The 17897-nt window shown below is 66.6% G+C and carries 17 protein-coding genes and 2 rRNA genes; 11 read left to right on the top strand and 8 right to left on the bottom strand.

Features of this window, described 5'->3' with window-relative positions; all coding sequences use genetic code 11:
• Window positions 1-160, top strand: a 23S ribosomal RNA gene (locus tag FSV73_RS18800); the annotation flags it as partial.
• A 159-nt stretch (window positions 161-319) separates the two neighbouring features.
• Window positions 320-435 (top strand): 5S ribosomal RNA (gene rrf / locus FSV73_RS18795).
• Between the two features lie 514 nt (window positions 436-949).
• Here the strand turns inward: rrf and cmoB are convergent.
• The 4 genes from cmoB to lon form a co-directional block, all read right to left on the bottom strand.
• Window positions 950-1918, bottom strand: coding sequence for a tRNA 5-methoxyuridine(34)/uridine 5-oxyacetic acid(34) synthase CmoB (cmoB, locus tag FSV73_RS18790; protein ID WP_145009707.1), 969 nt, complete (start codon window positions 1916-1918; stop codon window positions 950-952).
• Window positions 1915-2652, bottom strand: a complete 738-nt coding sequence (gene cmoA / locus FSV73_RS18785; RefSeq protein ID WP_145009703.1) for a carboxy-S-adenosyl-L-methionine synthase CmoA — start codon at window positions 2650-2652, stop codon at window positions 1915-1917. Before cmoA ends, cmoB begins: the two co-directional genes overlap by 4 nt.
• A 63-nt stretch (window positions 2653-2715) precedes the next feature.
• Window positions 2716-3108 carry a protease inhibitor I42 family protein gene (locus tag FSV73_RS18780; protein WP_145009700.1) on the bottom strand — a complete coding sequence of 131 codons (393 nt, stop codon included), beginning with the start codon at window positions 3106-3108 and terminating at the stop codon, window positions 2716-2718.
• Window positions 3109-3165: 57 nt separating this feature from the next.
• Window positions 3166-5556 carry an endopeptidase La gene (gene lon, locus FSV73_RS18775; protein ID WP_145009697.1) on the bottom strand — a complete coding sequence of 797 codons (2391 nt, stop codon included), beginning with the start codon at window positions 5554-5556 and terminating at the stop codon, window positions 3166-3168.
• Window positions 5557-5762: 206 nt separating this feature from the next.
• Between lon and FSV73_RS18770 the strand changes: the two genes are divergently transcribed.
• The 5 genes from FSV73_RS18770 (at window position 5763) to FSV73_RS18750 (ending at window position 10543) form a co-directional block, all read left to right on the top strand.
• Entirely contained in the window at window positions 5763-6449 is a 687-nt protein-coding gene (locus tag FSV73_RS18770; protein WP_260856111.1) for a methylamine utilization protein, read from the top strand.
• Window positions 6433-8751: a putative bifunctional diguanylate cyclase/phosphodiesterase gene (locus FSV73_RS18765; protein ID WP_145009695.1), complete on the top strand. Its 2319-nt coding sequence runs from the start codon at window positions 6433-6435 to the stop codon at window positions 8749-8751. Before FSV73_RS18770 ends, FSV73_RS18765 begins: the two co-directional genes overlap by 17 nt.
• Window positions 8748-9599 (top strand): DUF3034 family protein, encoded by an 852-nt coding sequence (locus tag FSV73_RS18760; RefSeq protein WP_145009692.1) that lies wholly within the window; start codon window positions 8748-8750, stop codon window positions 9597-9599. Before FSV73_RS18765 ends, FSV73_RS18760 begins: the two co-directional genes overlap by 4 nt.
• Window positions 9599-10027: a group I truncated hemoglobin gene (locus FSV73_RS18755; RefSeq protein ID WP_145009689.1), complete on the top strand. Its 429-nt coding sequence runs from the start codon at window positions 9599-9601 to the stop codon at window positions 10025-10027. Before FSV73_RS18760 ends, FSV73_RS18755 begins: the two co-directional genes overlap by 1 nt.
• A 78-nt stretch (window positions 10028-10105) precedes the next feature.
• Entirely contained in the window at window positions 10106-10543 is a 438-nt protein-coding gene (locus FSV73_RS18750; RefSeq protein WP_145009687.1) for a DNA methylase, read from the top strand.
• Window positions 10544-10594: 51 nt separating this feature from the next.
• Here FSV73_RS18750 and FSV73_RS18745 read toward each other — a convergent pair whose 3' ends face one another.
• Window positions 10595-11701, bottom strand: a complete 1107-nt coding sequence (locus FSV73_RS18745) for an alpha/beta hydrolase (protein ID WP_145009684.1) — start codon at window positions 11699-11701, stop codon at window positions 10595-10597.
• On the opposite strand from FSV73_RS18745, the gene FSV73_RS18740 reads away from it, so the two are divergent.
• Window positions 11700-12011 carry a hypothetical protein gene (locus FSV73_RS18740; protein WP_260856110.1) on the top strand — a complete coding sequence of 104 codons (312 nt, stop codon included), beginning with the start codon at window positions 11700-11702 and terminating at the stop codon, window positions 12009-12011. The genes FSV73_RS18745 and FSV73_RS18740 overlap by 2 nt on opposite strands.
• Here FSV73_RS18740 and FSV73_RS18735 read toward each other — a convergent pair.
• The gene (locus tag FSV73_RS18735; RefSeq protein ID WP_145009681.1) at window positions 12008-12991 is read right to left on the bottom strand and encodes a DctP family TRAP transporter solute-binding subunit; all 984 of its coding nucleotides are present in this window, start codon (window positions 12989-12991) and stop codon (window positions 12008-12010) included. The genes FSV73_RS18740 and FSV73_RS18735 overlap by 4 nt on opposite strands.
• 171 nt (window positions 12992-13162) lie before the next feature.
• Between FSV73_RS18735 and FSV73_RS18730 the strand changes: the two genes are divergently transcribed.
• Window positions 13163-13996 (top strand): aldo/keto reductase, encoded by an 834-nt coding sequence (locus tag FSV73_RS18730; RefSeq protein ID WP_145009678.1) that lies wholly within the window; start codon window positions 13163-13165, stop codon window positions 13994-13996.
• On the opposite strand, the gene mnmC is transcribed toward FSV73_RS18730, so the two are convergent.
• Window positions 13993-15930, bottom strand: a complete 1938-nt coding sequence (gene mnmC / locus FSV73_RS18725) for a bifunctional tRNA (5-methylaminomethyl-2-thiouridine)(34)-methyltransferase MnmD/FAD-dependent 5-carboxymethylaminomethyl-2-thiouridine(34) oxidoreductase MnmC (RefSeq protein WP_145009675.1) — start codon at window positions 15928-15930, stop codon at window positions 13993-13995. The two genes, FSV73_RS18730 and mnmC, sit on opposite strands and share 4 nt — an antisense overlap.
• 55 nt (window positions 15931-15985) lie before the next feature.
• Entirely contained in the window at window positions 15986-16201 is a 216-nt protein-coding gene (locus FSV73_RS18720) for a DUF6316 family protein (RefSeq protein WP_145009672.1), read from the bottom strand.
• Between the two features lie 297 nt (window positions 16202-16498).
• Here FSV73_RS18720 and FSV73_RS18715 point away from each other — a divergent pair, with 297 nt between their 5' ends.
• Together FSV73_RS18715 and ssuE are read left to right on the top strand one after the other, a co-directional pair.
• A complete protein-coding gene (locus tag FSV73_RS18715; protein ID WP_145009669.1) occupies window positions 16499-17137 on the top strand; it encodes a peroxiredoxin in 639 nt (212 codons plus the stop codon).
• 163 nt (window positions 17138-17300) lie between these two features.
• A complete protein-coding gene (gene ssuE, locus FSV73_RS18710; RefSeq protein ID WP_058782214.1) occupies window positions 17301-17888 on the top strand; it encodes an NADPH-dependent FMN reductase in 588 nt (195 codons plus the stop codon).
• Window positions 17889-17897 lie beyond the last annotated feature (9 nt).

The raw sequence follows: 17897 nt of genomic DNA, 5'->3' as shown, positions 1-17897 counted from the left end.
CTGAAAGCATCTAAGCGGGAAACTTGCCTCAAGATGAGATCTCACTGGAGCCTTGAGCTTCCTAAAGGGCCGTCGAAGACTACGACGTTGATAGGTCGGGTGTGTAAGCGCTGTGAGGCGTTGAGCTAACCGATACTAATTGCCCGTGAGGCTTGACCATATAACACCCAAACAATCTGACCGCGTGTCAGAGCGTAAGGAAGACGACGCCGAAAACGGCGCGTGGGTTCGCAAGACCCAAGACGAGTTGTCTACTTCGATCACAGACCCAATTGGGCCAGCCAGGCAGGCGTCATCGCCTGGCCAGCCAACCGAATTGCTTGACGAACATAGAGCATTGGAACCACCTGATCCCTTCCCGAACTCAGAAGTGAAACGATGCATCGCCGATGGTAGTGTGGGGTTTCCCCATGTGAGAGTAGGTCATCGTCAAGCGCCTAACACCCAGCACCCCCGCTCAGTTCATTCTGACGGGGGTGTTGTCTTTGGGGCGGGGAAAGTTTGGCGGGGGTGCTAGGAGCGCTTGGGGCGAAGCCGGCAGGTCAGGTGGCTGGGGTTGCCCTCACCCCAGCCCTCTCCCGGGGGGAGAGGGGGCTAGGAGCGGTGCTGCGGGGGGCTTGAGTGCGGCCTGGTAGGCCAGGTGCAGCTGAAGCCTTCAAGAGCAAGAGCCACAACAGCCCGGCTGCGCCGGGCTCTCGCGGCCATGGGCCGCTCCTACAAAAGTCCTACCGTAGGAGCGGCCGCATCGGCGGACCGCCATGGCAGCGATAGATACGTAGGTTGGGCTGAGCTTGCGAAGCCCAACGTTCGAGCGGTACGTGCGCTAGGGGCTACAGGCCACGGAGCGGGCCTGGATGTTGGGCTTCGCTGCGCTCAGCCCAACCTGCCAAAGTACCAAGACAGAGCAATAAAAAGCCCGGCATTGGCCAGGCTTTTTGCTTTCTGCTGTTCAGGGTTTGCGGGCGATGAGGGTGGCGCGCAAGGGGGCGGGGAGGCCTTCGATCGTGAGACTCGGATCGTCCGGGTGGAGGAAGTCTGGTAGGGACTGGAAGCCCATCCACTCGGTGGAGCGTTGTTCGTCCACTGTGGTGGGAGTGAGATCCACCAGCTGGATGTCGCGATAACCGGCGCGACGTAGCCAGAGCTGCAGGGCATCGGTAGAGGGCAGGAACCAGACATTACGCATCTGGGCGTAGCGGTCTTCCGGGACCAGGACGGTAGTGGCGTCACCTGCGACGACTAGGGTTTCCAGGACCAGCTCGCCGCCGCTGTCGAGGCAGTTCTTGAGATCCAGTAGGTGATCGATGGGCGAGCGACGATGATAGAGCACACCCATGGAGAAGACCGTATCGAAGCCGCCGTCCAGGGCGGGTAGCTCTTCCAGCGTAAGGGGCAGGTGCCAGGTGGGCAGGTCGGGTAGATAGTGGCGCAGGGCTTGGAACTGGCAGTGGAACAGCCAGTTGGGATCTATCCCGATAACAGCGCTGGCCCCGGCGCCAAGCATGCGCCATTGGTAGTAGCCGTTGCCGCTACCGACATCCAGCACCCGCTTACCCTGCAGGTCCAGATGCGGAGCTACCCGCTCCCATTTCCAGTCGGAACGCCATTCGGTGTCCAGGTGCAGGTCGAACAACTGGAAGGGACCTTTGCGCCAGGGCCGTAGTTGCAGCAGGGCCTGGCGCAGCGCCTGGTGTTGCTCCGCGGAAAGACGACCGTCGAGGCGCAACCTGTCGCGTAATTCTACGTTGTCGACGACGAGATCAGGCAGGGCGTCGAGGCCGCCTTGCCAGCGTTGAAGATCACCATGGCCGCGGGCGTACTTGGCGGCCAGGATGGCTTCGAGGGCGTGGGACCAGGCGGCCAGTGGAGTGCCCGCGAGGGTCTGTTGCAATTCAGCGAGGTAAGCCGGTTGGGTCATGGCAGGGCGATCAGGGAGACGAAGTTCAGGCATTGGAACCAGGGTACGACGGTGGAAAAGCCGGCGGCCTGCAGGCGCGCGCGGTGTTCGTCCAGGGTATCGGTGAGCATGACGTTTTCCAGCGCGGTGCGTTTCTGGGCGATTTCCAGTTCGCTGTAGCCATTGGCTCTCTTGAAGTCCAGGTGCAGGCCGTTGAGCAACTGCTGGGTCTGGTCATCCGGGAAGCGGATCTTTTCCGACAGCAGCAGCGCGCCACCGGGCAGCAGGCTGCTTCTCAGCCGACCGAGCAGGCCCAGGCGCTGCTCCGGCGCGATGAATTGCAGGGTGAAGTTGAGCGCTATCACCGAGGCAGGTTGGAGCGGTGCCTCGAGGATGTCGGCCTCCAGCACCTCGACCGGCAGCAGTTCCTCGTGCATGGAGTCCTGGGCGCTCAGGTATTCGCGGCAGCGGGTGACCATGGCCGCGGAATTGTCGATGGCCACCACCCGGGTACCTTCGGCGCGGACATGGCGGCGCAGGGCCTGGGTAACGGCGCCCAGCGAGCAGCCGAGGTCATAGAGGTGGCTGTTGGGCTGGGCGAAGCGGGCGGCGATGACGCCGAGGTTTTCGACGATGGTGGGATAGCCCGGCACCGATCGCTTGATCATGTCGGGAAAGACGCGCACCACGTCTTCGTTGAAGGTGAAGTCGGCGGGAGGCTGCGGCGACGCGAACAGGCGGTCGGCTTCGCTCATGGGTGGTACCTGGAAAATCGAAAGGGGGCATTGTACCCCCGGCCGCTCGCGCCGGACGTGGCTTCAGCGGATTTCGATGCGGCAGTCGAAGCGGGCCTGGGGCTCGGCCGCGGCATCCCAGGGTTGCCGGGCCTGGAGTTCGAGATGGGCACTGCCGGCCGCTTGGGCGCGGAAGCGCCAGAGCGATTGACCGGCGCTGCCGATGCCGCCCTGGTCCTGGCGCTGTTCGCGGAAGACCTCCGGGCCGAGTTGCTTGAGGTTGTCGCTGCGCTGGAGGATGGCCCAGCGATAGCCGCTGGTGGGATCGCTGGGCAGGGTCAGGGTCAGTTCCTGGCCAGGATGCATGACCAGGGGGGTGCAGTCGCTGTCGTCGCCGAGAATGAGGTTGCCGCTCGGCTGAGTGCTGCTGCAACCGGCCAGCAGCAGGCAGCTCCAGAACAGGTGGCGCGGGGACATGGAAACCTCCGGGGTATGACGGCAAAACGCAGAGCATACCCCAAGAGGTCGGTCGGTCTAGAAGAGCACCTTGGCCACGTCGGCGAAGCGCCGGGCGAAATGGACGGTCAGGCCTTCCTTGAGATAGGCCGGCAACTCCTCGAAATCGCCACGATTGGGTTCCGGCAGGATCAGTTCGCTGATCTTCTGTCGCCGGGCGGCGATGACCTTTTCCCTGACCCCACCGATGGGCAGCACCTGGCCGGTGAGGGTCAGCTCGCCGGTCATGGCCACGTTCTTCTTCGGCGCCTGGTTGCGCGCCAGCGACAGCAGTGCCGAGGCCATGGTGACACCGGCGCTGGGGCCGTCCTTGGGCGTGGCGCCCTCGGGTACGTGCAGGTGCACGAAGGCCTGGTCGAAGAAATTCGGGTCGCCCTTGAATTCCTTCAGGTGGGCCGTGACGTAGCTGTAGGCGATCTCGGCCGATTCCTTCATGACCTCGCCGAGCTTGCCGGTGAGCTTGAAGCCCCGGTTCAGGGTATGGATGCGCGTGGCCTCGACCGGCAGGGTGGCACCGCCCATGCTGGTCCAGGCAAGCCCGGTGATGATGCCGACGCCGGAGAGCAGCTGTTCCTTGCGGAAGGTGGGCTTGCCCAGGTAATCCTCGAGATCCGCAGCACCGACCTTGAGCTTGAGCCTGGGCTCGTCGATGAGCTTGACCACCGCCTTGCGTACCAGCTTGCCCAGCTGCTTCTCCAGCTGCCGTACCCCGGCTTCGCGGGCATAGCCTTCCACCAGGGCCTTGAGGGCGCTGTCGGTCAGGGTCAGGCGCTCCTTGGGGACGCCGGCCTTGTCCAGCTGCTTGGGCCAGAGGTGGCGCTTGGCGATGGCCTGCTTCTCCTCGGCGATGTAGCCGGACAGACGGATGACTTCCATGCGGTCCAGCAGGGGCCCGGGAATGGAATCCAGGGTGTTGGCGGTGCAGACGAAGAGCACCTTGGACAGGTCCAGGCGCAGGTCCAGGTAGTGGTCGAGGAAGTCGACGTTCTGCTCGGGGTCGAGGGTCTCCAGCAGCGCCGAGGCCGGATCGCCCTGGTAGCTCTGGCCCATCTTGTCGATCTCGTCGAGCATGATCACCGGGTTCATCACCTTGACGTCGCGCAGGGCCTGGACGAGCTTGCCGGGCATGGCGCCGATGTAGGTACGGCGATGGCCCTTGATCTCGGCCTCGTCCCTCATGCCGCCGACGCTGAAGCGATAGAAGGGGCGGCCGAGGGATTCGGCGATGGACTTGCCGATGCTGGTCTTGCCCACCCCGGGCGGGCCTACCAGCAGCACGATGGAACCGGCCACCTCGCCCTTGAAGGCGCCCACGGCGAGGAATTCGAGGATGCGGTTCTTGATGTCGTCGAGGCCGGCATGGTGACGGTCGAGCACCTTGCGCGCGTGCTTGAGGTCGAGCTTGTCCTGGCCATGGACGCCCCAGGGCAGGTCGGTCGCCCAGTCCAGGTAGTTGCGGGTGACGCCGTACTCGGGCGAGCCGGTCTCGAGGATGGAGAGCTTGTTCAGCTCGTCGTCGATGCGCTTCTGCGCCGCCTCGGGCAGGACCTTGCCGTCCAGCCGCTGGCGGAAGCTTTCGATGTCGCTGCTGCGATCGTCCTTGGTGATGCCCAGTTCCTGCTGGATCAGCTTGAGCTGTTCCTTGAGGAAGAATTCGCGCTGGCGCTCGTTGATCTTGCGATTGACCTCGGCGGAGAGCTCCTTCTGCAGGCGCGCCACCTCCACTTCCTTGCGCAGCAGCGGCAGGACCCTTTCCATGCGCTGCAGCATGGGTACGGTGTCGAGCACCTGCTGCAGTTCGTCGCCCGGCGCGGTGGTGAGGGCGGCGGCGAAGTCGGTCAGCGGCGAAGGATCGTTGGGACTGAAGCGATTGAGGTAGTTCTTCAGCTCTTCGCTGTAGAGCGGGTTGAGCGGCAGGAGCTCCTTAATGGCGTTGATCAGCGCCATGCCGTAGGCCTTCACCTCGTCGCTGGGATCGGGGCTGGGGCGCAGGTGTTCGACTTCCACCAGGTAGGGCGGCCGTTGCCGGCGCAGCCAGCCGCGGATGCGTACCCGCGACAGGCCCTGGGCGACGAACTGCAGTTTGCCGTCCTGGCGACTGGCGTGATGGATGCGTACCAGGGTGCCATGCTGGGGCAACTGGTCGGGATCGAAGCCTTCGGCATCCTCGGCTTGCTGGTCCATGTAGAACAGCGCGAGGCAGTGGTGGTCGGTCTTGGCCACCAGTTCCAGGGTTTCCGCCCAGGGTTCTTCGTTGACGATGACGGGCAGTACCTGCGCCGGGAAGAACGGCCGGTTGTGAATGGGGATGATGTAGAGCTTGTCGGGAAGATTCTGGCCAGGGAGCGCCAGACCGGTCTGGCCGGCTTCCTCGCTGAGAATGTCCGCTTGATTATCCTGATCGCTCATTGGCGTACCTTGGGCTTGGATGTGAGGCCAACATGGGGCGAGCGCGCTGCTTTTTCAACGCGGGGAAACATCTGTCCTTCTTGACCGCCGGGCGCCGCTTGAAGTGCGACCGCCGGGATGACCAGGGGACTGGTCCCGATAAAGATTCCGCCGCGACGGCCGCTAATGCTGAGGTCACGCCGCGCAGCCGGCGATGGATTCGAACGATGCCTCGTGGAGAGCAGCCGGTGAACAAGCTATGGGTGGTGGCGGGACTGTTGGCCCTGGGCCTGGGGACCGCACAGGCGGCGGAGATCACGGTGACGGTCGTCGACAGCCAGGGCGCGGCCCTGGCCGACGCCGTGGTGATGCTGTCCGGCCAGGGGCTGGTCCCCGAGCGGCGCCCCGCAGCCATCGACCAGCAGAATCGGCGTTTCGTCCCCCATGTCCTGGCGGTGTCCACGGGCACGGCCGTGAGCTTTCCCAATACCGATGACATCCGGCACCAGGTGTATTCCTTTTCCAGCCCCAAGCACTTCGAGCTACCGCTCTACCACGGCATTCCCAGCACGCCGGTGGTGTTCGACCAGCCCGGGGTGGTGGTGGTGGGCTGCAACATCCACGACTGGATGGTGGGTTACATCTATGTGACCGCCGCTGGGCGCTCCGCGGTGACCGACAGTCAGGGTCACGCCCGGCTCGAGGCGCCGAACGGTCATTATCAGCTGACACTCTGGCATCCCGACCTCAGCGACAAGCATGAGGTGGCCCAACCCGATCTGGACGTGGCAGGGACGCCCTTGACCGTGAAGCTCCAGCTGGCCGTCCAGCCGAAGCCGCAGCCGGCGGAACCGGCGAGCTCGGCGTTCGAGGATGCCTTCCACAAGGCAGCGCACGATGAAGCTCATCCATAGTTTCCAGACCCGCATCGCCGGCAGTCTCTTCCTGCTGATGCTGGTGGTGATCGCGCTGGTCTACCTCACGGTCAAGGCCGCGACGGAGGCCAGCGCGGTCCGGCAATCCTATGACCAGCTCGATACCGGGGCCCGGGTCTTCCGTCAGGTCCTGGATGGCCAGTGCCGTCGGCTGAACGATGCCGTGCGCGTCCTGGCCGCCGATTTCGGCTTTCGCGACGCGGTAGCCAGTGGCGACGTGCCGACCCTGAGATCGGTACTGGCCAACCATGGGGCGCGCGTGGGCGCCGGTGACACCTATCTGCTGGACATGGACGGTCGCCTGATCGCCAGCACCGTGCCGGGCCACAGCGAGGGCGAGCGCCTGCCCGCGTCGACGGCGGCCGGTGGCGATGGCAGTTGCGTGGTGGCGGGCACCGGCCTACCGTCGCTGCGGGTGACGGTGCCGGTACGGGCGCCGGTACCCATTGCCCAGGTGGTGATGACCTTCGCCATGGATCAGGCCATGGCGCAGGAATTTCGCTCGCTGATCAACCTCGACGTGGTGTTCCTGGGCGGTGCTACCAGTATGGCCAGCACCCTGCCGGTGGCCCAGGGGCAGCTGTTGGCGCAGCAACTCCAGGCTTCGCCCAATACGACCGAGACCTGGCAGATGACGCTCGGCGACCGGCTCTATCAGGTCAAGCGACTGACCCTGGGCACCCGCGAGAGTCCGGTGTACGTCTACCTGTTGCGCTCGCTGGACGTGGCACTGGGGGAGTTCGCGCCCCTGCTGCGGCAACTGGCGCTGATCGCCGGTGGCGCCCTGCTGACGGCCCTGCTGGGTGCGCTCCTGCTGGCGCGTAGCCTGGCCCAGCCGCTGCGGGAGCTGGCGGTGGTGTCCTGGCGAATTGGCCAGGGCGATTATGCGGTCAAGGTGGACGTGCAGCGTCGGGACGAGTTCGGGCGACTGGCGCGGATGCTCGAGACGATGCGCGAAGGCATCGCCGAGCGGGAGCAGCGGCTGAATCACCATGCCTTGCACGACCCCCTGACCGGCCTACCCAACCGCATCCTGGCCGAAGAGCGGCTGCGGGTGTTCATCGCGACCCAGTCCCAGGTATCGCTGCTGTACCTGGGCCTGGACGACTTCCAGGCGATCAACGAGGCCGCGGGCGTCGCGGGGGGCGACCGCATCCTCAAGCTGGTGGCCGAGCGTGCCCAGGTGCTGCTGGCCGGCCGAGGTTGCGTCTCTCGTCCGGTGGGCGACGAGTTCCTCGTCCAGGTGTGCCGCATGAGTCTGGAAGGCGCCGTGGGGCTGGCCGACCAGTTGCGCCAGGCGCTGGCCGAGCCGATCGAGTGGGAAGGCCAGCTGTTCCGCCTCAGTTGCCGGATCGGCGTCACCGAGTACCCGCGGCACAGCGGCGATCCGGCGCTGCTGATCGAACGGGCGCGTAGCGCCATGCTCGATGCCGCCCAGGTGCCGGAGCGCCTGCGGGTCTATGACGAAGGCCGCGACGCGGCCCAGCAGCGCCGTCTGCAGCTGGTCCACGACCTGCCGCTGGCGGGCGAGCGGGGCGAATTGATGCTGGTGTTCCAGCCCAAGGTGGCCTTGCGTGGCGATGGGTCGCCGCAGGCGGAGGTATTGCTGCGCTGGCGACACGCCGAGCTGGGCATGATTTCGCCGGGCGAATTCATTCCCCTTGCCGAGCGCAGCGGCAGCATGGCCGGGCTCACCCGCTGGGTGATCCAGGCGACGATCCGCCAACTGGCGCTGTGGCAGACCCAGGGGCGCGAGGTGAAGGTGTCCCTGAACGTTTCCGCGGTGGATCTCACCGATACCCAACTCCCGGAACGGGTGATCCGCTGGCTCGACGAAGCGGGCGTCTCGGCCCGGCAGCTGACCTTCGAGATCACCGAGAGCGCCATCATGGCCGATCCCGAGGCGGCCATCGCCCTGCTCAAGCGCCTCTCCATCATGGGCATCCGGCTGTCGGTGGACGATTACGGCACCGGCCAGGCGTCGCTGGCGCACCTCAAGCGTCTGCCGGTGGACGAATTGAAGATCGACCAGTCCTTCATCAGGGAGCTGGAGCCGGGCAACGACGATGCCGTCATCGTCCGCTCGACCATCGAGATGGGGCACAACCTGGGGCTGGACGTCGTCGCCGAGGGCGTCGAGGAAGGTCGCACCCTGGCGCTGTTGCGCAGTTGGGGCTGCGACCTGATCCAGGGCTACTACATCAGCCGCCCGGTTCCGGCCGGAGAGTTCGAAGCCTGGATGGAACGGCAGGCCGAGCCCGCGGTAGAGGAGCTTTCATGACGCGATGGTGGTGGTTGGGCCTGGCGCTGCTGGCGACGGTCGTGCAGGCCGAGGGCGGCAAGCTGCTGGCCACCGGCGGCGCCAGCAGCGTGGAGGGCGCGGCGGGGGGCGGTATCACGCCCTGGGCGTTGATCGGCGGCTATGGTGAAAGCGGGCAGCCCGGGGCGACGGCGTTCGCCACCCGGGTCTGGACCGGCGATTACCGGCTCGACGTGGCCGGCGCCGCGGTGGCCTACGACAACCGGGTGGAGCTGTCCTACGCGCGGCAGCGGTTGGACATGCCGACCCTGAGGCGCCAGCTGGACCTTGCCGAAGACAGCCTCAGCCAGGACATCTTCGGCGCCAAGGTGCGCCTCGCCGGCGACCTGATCTACGATCGCCTGCCCCAGGTTTCCCTGGGGATCCAGTACAAGCACCAGCGTGATTTCGCCATTCCGCAGGCGGTGGGCGCACGGCGCGACAGCGATGTCGAGGGCTACCTGGGTGCCAGCCGGCTGTTCCTCGGCGGCGCCTTCGGCTACAACCTGCTGCTCAATGCCGGGCTGCGCTACAGCCGCGCCAACGAGCTGGGGTTGCTCGGCTTCGGCGGCGATCGCAACGACAGCCGCCAGTGGCTCAAGGAGGGCTCGGCCGCGGTGCTCTTCACCCCACGCTGGGCGGTGGGCATGGAGTACCGGCAGAAGCCGCAGAACCTGTCCTTCACCCATGAGAGCGACTGGGTGGATACCTTCGTCGGCTACTTCCCCAACAAGCACCTGTCGGTGGTGCTGGCCTACGCCTGGCTCGGCGAGATCGCCACCCTCGATGATCAGCAGGGCCTCTACCTGTCGCTGCAGGGAAGCTATTGATGAAGTTGAAGCCTTGGCTGTTGGCCTCCCTGCTGGCGAGCCTGCTCGGCTGCGCGTCCCCGCCTCCGGCGAATGACCGGCTCTACCAGGAGCTGGGTGGCCAGGCGGGTATCACCCGGATCGTCGAGGGGATGCTGCTCAATATCGCCCGTGATGAGCGGATCCGGCACTACTTCGCCAATGTCGACATTCGCCGCCTGCGCGGGCTACTCATCCAGAAGTTCTGTGTCGACGCCGGTGGACCCTGCCGCTACGAGGGCGCGAGCATGGCCGAGAGTCACCGTGGCCTGAACTTGCAGCCGGCCGATTTCAATGCGCTGGTGGAAGACCTGCAGCTGGCCATGCAGCGCGAAGGGATACCGGAGCGGACGCAGAATGGCCTGTTGGCCCGTCTTGCGCCGCAGCGCGGCGAGGTGATCCGTCACTAGGCTACCGGCCGTCGTTCCCATCGAACCGCGGTGGCGCAGGGTCATCCCTAGGCAAGAGACCCTGGAGAGGAATGATCCTTGCGCAAGACCACTTCGGCTACCGATCTCGGCCTGACCCTCACCGCCGAGGACGAACAGGCGCTGTTCGGCTGGTTCCTGGCCAGCTATCTATTCGGCAAGCGCATCTCCCAGGGCATTGCCGCCCAGGCCTGGACCGTGCTCTATCGCCGGTACGGCCGTGACAGCCCGCGCAAGGTGCTCAACCTGAGCTGGCGGCAACTGGTCGACTATCTCGGCGAAGGCCATTACCGGCGCTACGACGAAAGCACGGCGACGCGGTTGCTGGAGGCCTGTCGCCAGTTGCAGGAGGAATACCGGGGCAGCTTCGCCGGCCTGCGCGATACCAGTGCCGACCGGGCGGACTTCGAGCGCCGCCTGCAGACGCTGAAAGGCGTGGGACCCAAGACCTGCGAGATCTTCATGCGCGAGGCCGGCCCCCTGCTGTTTCCCGGCTGACAGCACACCGCCGGCGCGAGGCCGGCGGTGTGCTAAGCCAGTAACCGAATCCTACTTGGCCAGATCTGCCTTCAGGCGGCTGCCGGCATAGGCCTGGGCGTCCTTGGCCTTCTGCACCACGGCGGCGGTACCGAAGAACTCGTGGGTGACGCCGGGATAGACCTTGCGCTCCACCGGCACGCCGGCCTGGCGCAGGGCGGTTTCCAGGAAGGCGCCATCGTCCCGCAGCGGATCGATCTCGGCGTTGACGATGGTGACCGGCGGCAGGCCGGCGAGGTCGGCCTTGGTCAGGTCCAGGCGCGGATCCTTGAGGTCGGCAGGCGAGCGGGTCACCTGCTCGACGAACCACAGCATCATCGGCCGATTAAGCGGCTTGGCGTCGTCGTACTGGTCGTAGGACGGAGTGTGGGTATTAGTCTGGGCGACCGGATAGACCGACAGCACGTGCTTGGGCGCAATGAGCCCGGCCTTGCGCGCCGCCACGGCGGTCGCTACCGCCAGGTTGCCGCCAGCGCTCTCGCCGGCCAGCGCCAGGCGCTGGGGATCCCCGTTCAGGGAGCCGGCATTGGTGGTCACCCAGCGATAGGCCGCGAGGGCATCGTCGTGGGCGGCGGGGAATTTGTATTCCGGGGCCTGGCGATAGTCCACCGAAACGACGATGGCATTGGCCTGCTTGGCCAGGCCGCGGGCACCGCCGTCATAGACGTTGCGGTCGGCGAAGACCCAGCCACCGCCATGGAAATAGAGGATGACCGGGAAGGGACCCTGGCCCGCGGGAGTATAGATCCGGGCTGGGAGCACGCCAGCGGCGCCGTCCACGGCGCGGTCGACAGTGGTCACGCCCGGTACCAGGGCCTCTGGCTGGGTGGGACGACCCTCGTCCTGCAGCACACCCTTTACCGCATCGGCGATGGTAGGCTGTTGCCGGGCCTGCTGGGCGGTGAGTTTCTCGACCGCCTTGGGATCGAAGCTGGCGTACTTGTTCAGTACCCTTTGCATGTCGGCATCGGTGCGCGCCATGCTCTTGGCATTGCTGACCGCCTCGGCGCCCAGGGAGCGTTTTTCCGGGTCGCGGGCGCAGCCGGCGAGGGCGATGCCGGCCCCAACCAGAGCCAGGGCGAGGAGGGTAGGTTTGCTACGCAAGACGGACAGCGGCATGGGAAAGATCCTGTGCGAATTCGGGAGGCTTACCTTTAAACCGACACGCTTAGCGCGCGAGAGGTTCCGGCGGGCGGTTGGCAGGACGCTGGCGATCGCCCTGCTCGGGCTGCTGGCGACGGAGGCGCTCGCCGAGCCGGCCGCCTACTGGCGATGGCGCAGCCAGCTCGACGGCAAGGAGTTCTGCGCCCAGACCTCGCCGGGGCGTGGCTGGACCCAGGTCGCCGGGCCCTTCCGCGACCTGCAGTGCCGGGAGCCGGGCAGCCTGCCCCTGCGGCGCTGGGCCGAGCCGACGCCGCAGCGGTTCTAGTTCGAGGTCTCCGCCGCCTTGAGCAGGGCGGCGCCGATCTCGCCTTCGTAGCGCTGCCACACCGGTCGCATGGCCTCGCGCCAGCGGGCGCGCTGCTCGGGCGTGAGCGTCAGGATTTCGCTGCCGCCGATGGTGGCGATGCGTGCGCGGTCGCGCTGGTTTTCCGCCTCGGATTGTTTCTTCACCTCGAAGGTCACCTGGTCGACGATCTCCTCCAGGGTGCTGCGCACGGCGAAGGGCAAGGAACGCCAGCGCTCGGCCCGGACGATCAGCAGGTAGTCCAGGGCGCCGTGATTGGTCTCGGTGAAGTAGCGCTGCTGCTGGTCGAGGCGCTGGCTCCAGTAGTTGGACCAGGTGTTCTCGGTGGCGTTGACGGTGCCACTGGCGAGCGCCTGCAGGGTCTGGTTGAAGGGCAGCTTGACCGCCGTGGCGCCCAGGGTTTCGAACTGGGTCTGCAGGACATCGGAATTCTGGATGCGGAAGACCAGGCCCTTGGCATCGCCGGGTTCGCGGATCGGCTTGCGCGCCGACAACTGCTTGAGGCCGTTGGGCCAGTAGGCCAGGCCGATGATGCCGGCCGGTTCCAGACTCGTGAGCAGCTGGCGGCCGCTCGGGCGCGCCTGGAAATGATCCAGGGCGGCGCGACTCTCGAACAGGAACGGCAGGTCGAACAGCTTCAGCCTGGGGCTGAGGACGGTGAGCTTGCTGATGGCCGGCGCGAGGATGTCCACCTTGCCTTCCTGCAGGGCCTGCAGCTCGCTGGCGTCGTCGAAGGCCGTCGCGTTGGGCAGCACCTCCACCCGTACCTGACCGGCCAGCCGCTGCTCCACCAGCTGCTGCAGCAGCTGGGCACCGCGGCCCTTGGGCGTGTCCGGCGCCACCACATGGGAGAACCTCAGGGTGATGACGTCGGCGCAGGCGGCCGTCAGCGGCAGGGCGGCGGACAGCAGGGCGCAGAGGCCCAGGATCGGCGACTTCATGGAAGCTCCTTGGCGACCTTCTTATTGGATTCCTTGCAGGTCGTACTCTACCAGTGCGACGTCCGGCCGCAGGGCCTGCGGTAGGCCCCTGGCTGCCGTTGGGCGGATGACCGGGAGAATCGGCGTCGCGCTGGCGTTCCAACCCGAGACACCCACGAGAAGGATGCGTCCATGAATACCGCTCAAACCGTTCGTTTGCCCGATGGCACTACCGTTCCGGCGCTGGGACAGGGGACCTGGCGCATGGGCGAGAATCCCGACCTGCATCGCCAGGAGGTCAGTGCGCTGCGCCAGGGCCTGGACCTGGGCCTGACGCTGATCGATACCGCCGAGATGTATGGCGACGGCCAGGCCGAGGTGCTGGTTGGCGAGGCCATCGCCGGACGGCGCGACGAGGTCTTCCTGGTCAGCAAGTTCTACCCGCAAAACGCCACCGAAGCGGGCGTGCCCCTGGCCTGCGAGCGCAGCCTCAAGCGGCTGGGCACCGACGTGATCGATCTCTACCTGCTGCACTGGCGTGGCCAGGTGCCGCTGATCGAGACGGTGATGGCCCTGGAGAAACTGCGCGACGAGGGCAAGATCCGCCACTGGGGCGTGTCCAACCTCGACACCAGCGACATGCTCGAACTGGCGGACGACCGCTGCAGTGCCACCCAGGTGCTCTACAACCTCGAGCAGCGGGGCATCGAGCATGACCTGCTGCCCTGGTGCCAGCGTCAGCAGTTGCCGCTGATGGCCTACTGTCCCCTGGGGCAGGGGGGCGATCTGTTGCGACATCCGACCTTGGCTACCCTGGCCGAGCGGCATCAGGCCAGTCCGGCGCAGATCGCCCTGGCCTGGGTGCTGCGTCAGCCGGGCGTGATCGCCATTCCCAAGGCTGGCGATGCCGGGCATCTGGAAGAAAACGCCCGGGCGCTGGACCTGCGCCTGGGCGACGAGGATCTTGCCCTGCTCGACGGTGCCTTCCCGCCACCGCAAGGCAAGACCCCGCTGGCGATCGTCTAGCCGCCGCGGATCAGGCGGCGCAGGGGAAAGCGGTTGGGATGGCAGGCCTCGGCTACCCGCCGTGCCACGGGCAGGGGTTCGTCCTCCAGCCAGGCCGCCAGCAATTCGGCGGCCAATGGCGTGGTGACCAGGCCACGGGAGCCATGGGCCAGATTGAGGTAGAGGCCGGGACGCCAGGGCGCCGGCAGGTCCGGTACCTGGCGCGCGTCCTGGCCGAGTACCTGGTAACGCTCGGCGAACAACGCCTCGTCCACCACCGGGCCCACCAGCGGCAGGTAATCCGGCGAGGTGCAGCGAAAGGCCACGCGGCCATCCAAGGATTCGGTCGGGTAGGCCGCCGCCAGCGCGGGTGACAGCTCGGCGAGCAGCTGCAGGTTGCTCAGGTGTTCCGCCTGGCTGGGTTCGAGATCGTCACGGTCGAAGACGAAGCTGGCGCCCAGGCAATGCTGCCCCTCGCGCGCCGGGGCGAGATAGCCCTCGCCACAGACCACGGTCGCCAGCGCCTGGCTGTCCGGGGTTTGTGGCAGCTGCGAGAGCTGCCCGCGGATGGCCTTCAGCGGCAGCCCGGGCACCAGCGCCCTGGCCTGGGCGGCGCTGGCCACCACCACCACCGTGGCCTGCAACGCCGCGTCGCGGGTGATGACGTCCCAGCCCGTGGCGCCGGGCTGCACCGCCGTCACCTCGGTGCCGGTGACCAGCTCGATGTCGGGATGGGCCAGCCAGTGCGCGCACAGCGCCGGTGGATGGACCCAGCCACCCTCGGGAAAGAACAGGCCGCCGGCGGTCAGGCCGATACCGGCCTGGGCACTGGCGGCGTCGCGCGCCAGCGGTTGCAGCAAGTCGGCGGAAAAGTGCGCCGCCAGTTGCGCCTGGCGTTGGGCGTCCTTGGCGGTCAGGGCCAGTTGCAGCACCCCGCAGGGCGACCAGGCCGCTCCCGGCGGCAGGGCCTGCAATTCGCGCAGGGTGAGGCCGAAGCCGTCCAGGATCAGTCGGCTGAGCGGGGTGTCGTGGGCCGACAGCTTCAGGTAGAGCACGCCCTGGGGATTGCCGGAGGCCTCCTGGGCCGGTGCGGCATGCCGCTCGACGACCTGTACCCGCCAGCCACGGCGGGCGAGGCTGGCGGCGGTGGCGCAGCCGGCGAGTCCGGCGCCTATGACCACCGCCGTCCTGGGGCCCGTAGGGCGGGGTGGGCGGGCATACCAGGGGGCGCTGGCCTGGCTGCCCGGACGCTCCAGGACACCGGCCAGCATCTCCCGCTTGTGGCCGAAGCCCGGCACCTTGGTCATGGCGAAGCCGGCCTCGATGAGGCCACGGCGGACGAAGCCGGCGCAGGTGAAGGTGGCCAGGGTCGTACCGGGATGGCCCAGCCGTGCCAGTTCGGCGAACAGCGCGGGCGTCCACATCTCCGGGTTCTTCGCCGGGGCGAAGCCATCCAGGAACCAGGCATCGCACCGGGCGTCCAGCTCCGGCAGGCGCTCCAGGACATCGCCCACCAGCAGGGTCAGGGTGACGCGGCCGTCCCCGAGGACCAGTCGTTGGAAACCGGGATGGATGGCCTGGTACTGCCGTTGCAGCGCCGCGCCGTAGGACGCCAGCTCCGGCCAGAGGGCCAGCGTCTGGGCCAGGTCCGCAGCGGTCAGCGGGAAACGCTCGACGCTGACGAAGTGCAGCCGGGCCCCGGCGGGCGCCACCGTGTCGAACAGCTGCCAGGCGCAGAGAAAATTCAGGCCGGTGCCGAAGCCGGTCTCGCCGATGGTGAAGACCTCGCCCGCCGCCAGCGCGGCGAAACGCTCGGGCAGGCGGTTCTGCTGCAGGAACACATAGCGCGTTTCCTCCAGGCCGCTGGCGCGGGAGAAATAGACGTCGCCATAGGCGCGGGACAGGGGTTGCCCGGAGGCATCCCAGTCGAGCTGGGCGTGCTGGAAATCGGTCATCGGAGGCGCGGCCTGGAGGTCAGGGCGCGCAGTCTAAAGGATTGGGTGCGGCCGGTCAGAGGTTGCTGACGGATTGGCGCAACAGGCCGGAGGAGGTCTGCAGGCGCTCCACGTAGCGATCGATCTGGTTCAAGGCTTCTTCGCGACTGAAGAAGGGCCCTTCCAGGGTGCCCTCGCGGGTGGTGAAGAAGAACTGGCCGTTGACCACGCTGACGCGTTCGCTACGGAAATGGGTGCTGGAACCGGGATCGTCGTTGCGCTTGCCGAACATGAGCTTCTCCTCCTCGTCTTGCCAACAGACCATGCCGAGTGCCGCGGGTTGCCGCGCTGGGCAGATTTCCGTCCATTGGTCTTCCCTTAGGTGTAGCACCCTAACCGCCGCTGCGCCTGGCGGGAAAAAGCCCGCAGGAACTGTGAGGGCCATCACGTCCCGCCTGGCGCCGAGCCAGGAGGATGGCCCTGACACGAGCGGCTTTCGCGTTATAACCACAGCGCGATCCGATCTTTCCCGCCGTGCGCGGCGGGCGGCATAGTGCCTTCATCCCTACCTGCCTCAGGAGAACTGCCAATGACTATCCGTCTGGGCGATATCGCCCCCGATTTCGAACAGGATTCCAGCCTGGGCCGCATCCGCTTCCACGAGTGGCTGGGCAGCAGCTGGGGCGTGCTGTTCTCCCACCCGGCCGACTTCACGCCGGTCTGCACCACCGAGCTGGGGCTCACCGCCAAGCTCAAGGACGAATTCGCCAAGCGTGACGTCAAGGTCATCGCCCTGTCGGTGGACGGCCTGGAATCGCATAAAGGTTGGATCAAGGATATCGAGGAAACCCAGGCCACTGCCGTGGGCTTCCCCATCCTGGCCGATGCCGACCGCACGGTGGCCGGCCTCTACGACATGATCCATCCCAATGCCAACGACACCCTGACCGTGCGTTCGCTGTTCGTCATCGATCCGCAGAAGAAGGTGCGGCTGTCGATCACCTATCCGGCCAGCACCGGACGCAATTTCGACGAGATCCTGCGGGTGATCGATTCGCTGCAGCTCACCGACAACCACAAGGTCGCCACCCCGGGTAACTGGAAGGATGGCGATGACGTGGTCATCGTGCCCTCGCTCAAGGACGAGGAAGAGATCAAGCGGCGCTTTCCCAAGGGTTACACCGCGGTCAAACCCTATCTGCGCCTGACGCCGCAACCGAATCGTTGAAATCGGCGGTGACCAGCGACCCCGGCCCAGGCCGGGGTTTTGTTTATCTGGTTATAACCAAGTGCCTAAAGAGTATTTTTAGGTAATAAACACCCGCTGCTAAGGTCCGCTCATCCCTTTTTCGAGCGGCGCGACACCGCTCCTTTTTATTCCGGAGGCGGCGATGCAGGTGGTGACTTTGGCGGGCAGTCCGGCAGCGCGGTCGCGCTCCAGCGGGGTGCTCGATCTGGCGGCGAACTGGTTGCAGGCGCGTGGCGTGGAGCTGTCGCGCTGGCGTATCCAGGATTTTCCCGCCGCCGACCTCATCGGTGCCCGCTTCGACAGTCCGCCGGTGGTGGAGCTGATCGCCCAATTGCAGGCCGCCGATGGCCTGGTGATCGCCACGCCGGTGTACAAGGCCTCCCTGGCCGGCGCGCTGAAGACCCTGCTGGATCTGCTGCCCGAGCGCGCCCTGACCCACAAGGTGGTGCTGCCCCTGGCCACCGCCGGCTCCAGCGGCCACCTGTTGGCCATCGACTATGCGCTCAAGCCCGTGCTCTCGGCGCTCAAGGCCCAGGAAATCCTCAATGGCGTCTTCGCCGACGACAGCCAGGTCAGCTACACCGAGACCGGCGTGGCCCTGGTCCCAGCGCTGGAGCAGCGCCTCTACGAGTCCCTCGAACAATTCCACGCCGCCCTGGCGCGGCGTCCCCAGCCCCTGACCCCCGAGCTGCTGGCCGATCGCATCGGCCAGGCACGCTGGGGCATCTGATCCGGAGCG

The sequence above is a fragment of the Pseudomonas oryzihabitans genome, from assembly GCF_007665395.1.
GTDB lineage: Bacteria > Pseudomonadota > Gammaproteobacteria > Pseudomonadales > Pseudomonadaceae > Chryseomonas > Chryseomonas psychrotolerans_C.
Note: the sequence above shows the minus strand (reverse complement) of the source record. Positions and strands in the feature narration are given on the sequence as shown.

Bases quoted from the DNA above. Each gene is read 5' to 3' on its own strand.
- cmoB (WP_145009707.1), bottom strand. From the start codon at position 1,918: ATGACCCAACCGGCTTACCTCGCTGAATTGCAACAGACCCTCGCGGGC.
- cmoA (WP_145009703.1), bottom strand. From the start codon at position 2,652: ATGAGCGAAGCCGACCGCCTGTTCGCGTCGCCGCAGCCTCCCGCCGAC.
- FSV73_RS18780 (WP_145009700.1), bottom strand. From the start codon at position 3,108: ATGTCCCCGCGCCACCTGTTCTGGAGCTGCCTGCTGCTGGCCGGTTGC.
- lon (WP_145009697.1), bottom strand. From the start codon at position 5,556: ATGAGCGATCAGGATAATCAAGCGGACATTCTCAGCGAGGAAGCCGGC.
- FSV73_RS18770 (WP_260856111.1), top strand. From the start codon at position 5,763: ATGCCTCGTGGAGAGCAGCCGGTGAACAAGCTATGGGTGGTGGCGGGA.
- FSV73_RS18765 (WP_145009695.1), top strand. From the start codon at position 6,433: ATGAAGCTCATCCATAGTTTCCAGACCCGCATCGCCGGCAGTCTCTTC.
- FSV73_RS18760 (WP_145009692.1), top strand. From the start codon at position 8,748: ATGACGCGATGGTGGTGGTTGGGCCTGGCGCTGCTGGCGACGGTCGTG.
- FSV73_RS18755 (WP_145009689.1), top strand. From the start codon at position 9,599: ATGAAGTTGAAGCCTTGGCTGTTGGCCTCCCTGCTGGCGAGCCTGCTC.
- FSV73_RS18740 (WP_260856110.1), top strand. From the start codon at position 11,700: ATGGGAAAGATCCTGTGCGAATTCGGGAGGCTTACCTTTAAACCGACA.
- FSV73_RS18745 (WP_145009684.1), bottom strand. From the start codon at position 11,701: ATGCCGCTGTCCGTCTTGCGTAGCAAACCTACCCTCCTCGCCCTGGCT.
- FSV73_RS18735 (WP_145009681.1), bottom strand. From the start codon at position 12,991: ATGAAGTCGCCGATCCTGGGCCTCTGCGCCCTGCTGTCCGCCGCCCTG.
- FSV73_RS18730 (WP_145009678.1), top strand. From the start codon at position 13,163: ATGAATACCGCTCAAACCGTTCGTTTGCCCGATGGCACTACCGTTCCG.
- mnmC (WP_145009675.1), bottom strand. From the start codon at position 15,930: ATGACCGATTTCCAGCACGCCCAGCTCGACTGGGATGCCTCCGGGCAA.
- FSV73_RS18720 (WP_145009672.1), bottom strand. From the start codon at position 16,201: ATGTTCGGCAAGCGCAACGACGATCCCGGTTCCAGCACCCATTTCCGT.
- FSV73_RS18715 (WP_145009669.1), top strand. From the start codon at position 16,499: ATGACTATCCGTCTGGGCGATATCGCCCCCGATTTCGAACAGGATTCC.
- ssuE (WP_058782214.1), top strand. From the start codon at position 17,301: ATGCAGGTGGTGACTTTGGCGGGCAGTCCGGCAGCGCGGTCGCGCTCC.